Genomic DNA, 5,777 nt, shown 5'->3' with positions numbered 1-5,777 from the left:
TTCGCCCCCAAAGCAACGACTAAGCTGTTTGGGAAGGTGGGCGGGCCGGACGCTTACGAATAGGAGACCACTCAGAAGGCAAAGTTTGGGAAGCCAACAAATGGCGGAGGCCCGTTTACGTATCGAAATGGAGTGTTATGCGCAGGCGGGGATTCCGACACACCGGGTCACAGGTATCACCTTCGATAAGGTACTCGTGGCCAATCTCAGAATGTGTGCGGCATGGCTGTCTCGGCCAACCAAGCTAAATTTGGCTTCTCAGAACGAGATGATTAGGTGCTACCGCAAGATCATTGATACCGAATACTCTCCTCTCGATCTACTTGAAGAGCTCATGTGCCGGTTCAACTGCTTGCGGCAAGACTGTCTGACTGTTTTTTATCAGGCTGTTTGGTACCGTCAGTTACAGATTAATTTGTTCCGCGCAGTTTTGTTCGATGCGCCTATGCAGTCGGAGAAGGAAGCGTGGTATGTCAAGTACGCGCAATTTTTCTCGAGGAGCGAAAAATGAACGTTGGCACTCAGCTTAAATTTCCAGATGGTTTCGGTTCGATTTCCAGCAGTCAGACACTCTACCTACTAAATAATTCCTCGCCTGATGGCCGGGTTATCTGTGTTGAGTTTGTTACTGCGAAAGATACGCGTCGAGCTGATTTTCATTTTTTCCAACGTGAAGACTTTGAGCAAGGATTGCTTGATGGCCATATCTCGACGTCGAGAGATGAGATGCCGGTCTGGCTTGAGCGCATTAAGGGTTTGAATATTCATACGTTCGAGACCGAAAGAACGGGAGCGAAGCGCTCTAACTTTGAGCGTGCTGAGGACCGAGAGTGCATTATTCAACCTCTGGTTGCCAGGGAAAAAGAGATCTTTGCATCTTCTGACCCGGCTAAGTTCATTGCCGACTGGGTGAAGGTGAATGCTCCAGGTCAAAATGCGACGCGGGTCCGTTTTTGGTTTTCATGTTATTTGGTATTTGGTAGAAACCCTGCTGCTCTTTATCCAAGCTATTGCCGGATAGGTCAGTATGATCGGACACCGCGCCCGGGAAAGAACTATTCGACAGGTCGCCCCGCTCGTGCGGTTTGTCGCGGCAAGTGTAAGATTGACAAAGACATAGAGAAAAAAATTGGGGATGGCTATACCAAACACGCTGGCCTTGGCAAGACGGAGAGGGAAGTTTACAGCCGAACTTTGGAAACTGAGTTTGGGTGTACGGTACAAGGTAAAGGGCAAAGCTTGCGCATTGTTTCGCCAGATAGTAAATCTTATCCGACTATTAATCAGTTTCGCTATCGAGTTCGAAAATTGTTTAAACCGGATATGTTGCGAGAAACGCGGTATGGTGCCGCACTCGTACGTAATAAAATGACACCGGATGTAGGGCGTTTTAGCGAGGGCGTTGCCAATATTTTCGAAAAGGTAGAGGCAGATGGCGATTACCTGGATGAACAGCTGGCGGATTTCGATGGGCAACCGTTTGGCGATAGTTTTTGCCGCGTGACATTTACGGATCAAGCAACTAACTGTCGGGTTGGGATCGGTTTTGCGCCGGGGGCAGAAGTTATATCCGCGTATAAAATGGGACTTTTTTGTGCAGCGGTCCCAAAGTCATACTTTGGTCGGCTATTTGGGGTGGAGATTAGCGATGAAGAGTGGCCCTGCCGAGGTTTGCCTGCACAACCGATTGTTGATCGGGGGCCTGGGTCAGGTAAGGACTTGGTGGTGAGGAAAGAGCTGATTCCGTTTGTTGAAATGGTTGGCTCATGCCAACCGAAAAGCAAAGCTACCGTTGAGTCCTCGCATCCCAGAACGACGCAAATGGAGGGTGCTCCTATGACCTATCAGAGCGATTTCACGCCAGTTGCGGCTGCAAAGCGCGAGATACTCCGTGCCATCAAGGATAACTGGAGTAGCGATGCAAGCGAGCGTATGACGCCCGATATGATACGGTCTGGGGTCGCACCTAATCCGACGGCAATATGGGTCTATTTAGATCGGCGAGCCAGAACCAGTGGCAATGAGATTAGTGTAGAAGAGGCAATCCGGGCATTCCTTACCCCTGTCAAATTCACAGTTACCCGAGACTGTATCAAGCTGGAGCATCGCCGGTTTGATTCTGCCGAGTTGTGTGATTTAGGCTTTCGGGACCGGATACCCAAGGGTCAGACACTCAAGGTAAGTGGCTATGCCATGAATCTCTGTGTGAAATTCGCCTGGATAGAGGTTGATAACCGGTTAGTCGAGGTTCAGGCGCTGTTGCCAATTCGTGATGATGAGCAGCAATTGTATGTCGGTCTAGATTATTTGAAATCCGAAAAATCCTCGCTAAACCTGGGTAAGTCCAAACAGGAAGATTTTAATGTGGCTGTCACTATGAATTACAGAAAAGCGTGTGTGATCGCCACCGGCAAAGCGCCGACTGCTGGCCGTTGGCGTGCGGGCAAGAAGAACCGGTCTCGCAGTCGAAAGGCAGCGGCTGGCGTAACTAAAAAAGCTACGATGCCTAGGTAGGTCCGTATGGCAGTGACTCCATGGGCAACAAGGTTTATGGGGCTAAGTGACGAGGTGATCGAGGCCCGTACTCGACTCACCCCGTCACCGCTACTAAATCTGGATGCGTATCCTGCATACGAGGCCGCAAACCTGTTATGGAATACGCTACGTGAAATTTTTATTCTTACGCCGAGGACTCTAAATGTAATCAGGCAAATTATTGCCGAGGCAAGCGCTTTTTCCGATCAGGTATATTCAGATGAAAAGGCATTTAAGAGACAACTTTACAACCCGGTAGTCGATCCATTGCCAGCGATATGCCTTACTGGTCCGGCAGGTGTAGGGAAAAGTACTCTGCTGAAAGCCATGAGTCGCTTGTTTGATGAGACTGGCTATATTGATGCAGGTGGTGGACACAATCTTCCGATGCGGACTTTTTTTTATTACAAAGTCTATCGAGGTTGTCGTGACAATCAAATTTTGCAGGCATTTATTGAGAGCTGTTTGGTATTGCCCATCAAAGAGGGGGATGTGGTAGAGGATGACCCCAAAGAACCGCCGCAGCCGGAAACAGTGAAATCGGTCACAAGGGCACTCGCTTTGGCACAGAGATTGGCAGCTCGTGATGGTATCGCCGCTGTGATTCTTGATGAGCTTCAGTTCCTTACTCAAAGTACAGTGGCTAATACTGCAGTGACAGCGACATTACTGGGGATGACGTACCTTGGACCACCGCTAGTTTTTGCGTCCAACTATGACATGGTGCATCGTTTGAAACAGAGGGGGCAGCAAGATCGAGATCGCCTGCTTTCGCGGCATGTACCTTTGTTGCCTGAAATGCTTGCTGTTCCTGAAGATTTTCAGGCGTGGAAAGCGTACTTGGCGGAATGCATAGCGATTTCCGGTGGCGCGCTGGCTTTTGACCCAGAAAATGATGCCCAACCTCTTCATTGCTATACCTTTGGTTTACGAAGAAAGCTGCTCGATCTTTTCCGGATTGCCTATCGGCATGCTCGCCTGCAGAGCCGGTACACGGCCACTATGCACGATATCGAATGGGCCTATTGTTCTGGCGAATACTGCGAGCACCGTGTTGATGTCGAAGAACTGATCAGTATCCAGTTGGGACGCCCCAGTTCACGCAAAGACCTTATTTTTCCATTTGAAATGGATGCAGAAGAAACGCAGATCAGGACGGAGGAGCAGAAAGCACGGCATATCGAGAAGATTACCGATCAAGCAACTGCTGCCGCTCTTACTCCTGCAGAAAAACGCACTTACGCCGCTGCCGGTGGGACAGTGAAAGGGACCGAAGGGAACGGACGTAAACCGTCTGGGGAGAAGCGCAAAAAAGCCCCACCGGTGACCCTTGAAGCACTACTGGAAGGCGGACGGAAATACTATGGCCATGAAGGCTGAAAGGAGTCACAGGGCTGGCGCTTTCGTGGGAGTGATGACCATCAGCCTGGTCAACGCCTTCTGCGGCCGGAAGTAATTGGCTGGCAAAGTTGCGCCACTGAATTTTCGTGTTTTAAGTTGGAAAATTCAAAGCATCTTTGGTAGATGTACGAAAAATCTATGCAGCTGGATCGACGATGGCCCGACATACTATGCAACGCTTGATGCAAGAGGCGCCGAAGGGGCAGCCGATGGATGCCAAGCAGCTGGCAGAGCTGGGTGTTAGCTTGGCGATGGCGTCATATTTGGTGCAGCAGGGGTGGATGTACCGCCTGTCGTCAGGGGCGTACATGTTGACGGGTGACAAGCCTACTCGCGACGGTGTGATTGTTTTCCTCAGTCGAAAGATCCACGGTTTGCATGTTGGGGGAAAGACGGCCCTGGCATGGCGGGGGGTAAGGCATAACATCGCATTCAGGGAGCGGGTACAACTCTGGGGGCGAACGCCCTATAAGTTTCCAGAGTGGGTCAGCGACGTCATGCTCTACTCCTACCAGACCACACGGCTATTTGATAAGGGGCTGGCATACGAGTCATGGCTGACTCCCCTGCCGCTTGGCCATCCGGGCGTGCTCGTTTCAAGCGTCGAAAGGGGGCTGCTTGAACTGGTATCGGACGTCGGAAAAGGCCAATCATTAGAAGAGGCCAACAATTTGGCGGTGTCCCTGCGAACCCTACGGGTTCCCGTGCTAGATGAGCTGCTTTTACATTGCCCCCGGGTGAAGGTTGTACGGCTGGTGCGTGACCTGGGGTTGGCTGCTGGCTACGAATGGGGGCGTGACTTACAGAAGCACGTTGACCGCATTAGCAAAGGCAAACGTTGGTCGGTGCTGACCAAGCAAGGTGAACGGCTGACGCTGAAACCATGATGAAAGGAGCACAATCATGCGCAGGTTTGTGCAGGAATTTTGGCTGGCGGTAAAGGAAGGCCCACGGTTGTATTTTGCCCCGTTGATTGGCGCCATTCGCGGCGTCAGGGATGAAGTACTGGGCCGCATGGGACGAGAGCCGTAGTTCCAGGAGGGGCAGCCCGTGCTGATGCTCTGGGGCAGGTAGCTGATCGGGGCGTTCTGCTACTTATATATAGGTGTCTCCCAAGTGCCGCTACCTGATAGGGGGATCACATGCTTGTCTTTGTTGATTGCGAGTTCACGGATTTCATCCAGATTGAGCTGATTTCGATCGGCTTGGTGGCTGAGAATGGCCGTGAGTTCTATGCCGAGCGGAATGACTATCGTCGTGAAGATTGCAGTGACTTCGTTCGCGCCTACGTCCTTCCCCTGTTAGGTCGCATGGAGAATGCCAGCTGCTCCGCACAGGAGCTGACAACCCGGCTGCACAGCTGGTTTGCCGCTTTCGACCAGTCTGTTACGTTGGTGTTCGATTATGCCGCTGACTGGGACCTGCTCGCTGATGCCCTGCAAGGAGAAGCAGGCCTGCCATTTCCGGACAACCTGGGGGAGAAATGGCTGTTGACCCCCGAGGTGATGGGGACGGAGGTTTTTCAGCGCGCATTGGCTGAAGCTTACTGTGTAGAGCTCCCCCCGCATCATGCCTTGGCAGATGCTCATGCATTACGATCTGGGTTCGTGTCAGGGAGGCAGGCAATGGAGCGGTACTGAATAGCACCGCGCTTGCTGGGCAATTTCAGCAAACTGTACAGGCCTCCAACTGAAGGCATGTGGCAAGTGTTTACGTTGTGCAGGTGGCTACATGCCATGCTGCAGCGAATCGCTTTGAAGGGCAGAACCGATTTAACGGATGATAGAGTCCACGGAAGTGGTGTAAATGCAGACAGATGGTAGGAGGCCATCGACGAACTC

At 51.7% G+C, this 5,777-nt stretch carries 5 protein-coding genes; all 5 read left to right on the top strand.

The window, feature by feature from the left end; translation table 11 throughout:
- Positions 1-100 precede the first annotated feature (100 nt).
- The 5 genes from IE083_RS15185 (at position 101) to IE083_RS15165 (ending at position 5,576) form a co-directional block, all read left to right on the top strand.
- On the top strand, positions 101-511 hold the full coding sequence (locus IE083_RS15185; RefSeq protein ID WP_189354878.1) for a PDDEXK family nuclease: 411 nt from the start codon (positions 101-103) through the stop codon (positions 509-511).
- Positions 508-2,514, top strand: a complete 2,007-nt coding sequence (locus tag IE083_RS15180; protein WP_189354877.1) for a TnsB C-terminal domain-containing protein — start codon at positions 508-510, stop codon at positions 2,512-2,514. Before IE083_RS15185 ends, IE083_RS15180 begins: the two co-directional genes overlap by 4 nt.
- Before the next feature lie 6 nt (positions 2,515-2,520).
- The gene (locus IE083_RS15175; RefSeq protein ID WP_189354876.1) at positions 2,521-3,915 is read left to right on the top strand and encodes an ATP-binding protein; all 1,395 of its coding nucleotides are present in this window, start codon (positions 2,521-2,523) and stop codon (positions 3,913-3,915) included.
- Between the two features lie 176 nt (positions 3,916-4,091).
- Entirely contained in the window at positions 4,092-4,823 is a 732-nt protein-coding gene (locus tag IE083_RS15170) for a type IV toxin-antitoxin system AbiEi family antitoxin domain-containing protein (RefSeq protein WP_189354875.1), read from the top strand.
- 255 nt (positions 4,824-5,078) lie between these two features.
- A complete protein-coding gene (locus tag IE083_RS15165) occupies positions 5,079-5,576 on the top strand; it encodes a 3'-5' exoribonuclease (RefSeq protein WP_189354874.1) in 498 nt (165 codons plus the stop codon).
- Positions 5,577-5,777 lie beyond the last annotated feature (201 nt).

It is taken from the genome of Vogesella fluminis (assembly GCF_014652335.1).
Lineage (GTDB): Bacteria > Pseudomonadota > Gammaproteobacteria > Burkholderiales > Chromobacteriaceae > Vogesella > Vogesella fluminis.
The sequence above is the reverse complement of the archived record's forward strand: the minus strand, read 5'-3'. Positions and strand labels throughout refer to the sequence as shown.

What these genes read in the sequence shown, in the direction of transcription:
- IE083_RS15185 (WP_189354878.1), top strand. Translation starts at nt 101, where the DNA reads ATGGCGGAGGCCCGTTTACGTATCGAAATGGAGTGTTATGCGCAGGCG.
- IE083_RS15165 (WP_189354874.1), top strand. Translation starts at nt 5,079, where the DNA reads ATGCTTGTCTTTGTTGATTGCGAGTTCACGGATTTCATCCAGATTGAG.
- IE083_RS15170 (WP_189354875.1), top strand. Translation starts at nt 4,092, where the DNA reads ATGGCCCGACATACTATGCAACGCTTGATGCAAGAGGCGCCGAAGGGG.
- IE083_RS15180 (WP_189354877.1), top strand. Translation starts at nt 508, where the DNA reads ATGAACGTTGGCACTCAGCTTAAATTTCCAGATGGTTTCGGTTCGATT.
- IE083_RS15175 (WP_189354876.1), top strand. Translation starts at nt 2,521, where the DNA reads ATGGCAGTGACTCCATGGGCAACAAGGTTTATGGGGCTAAGTGACGAG.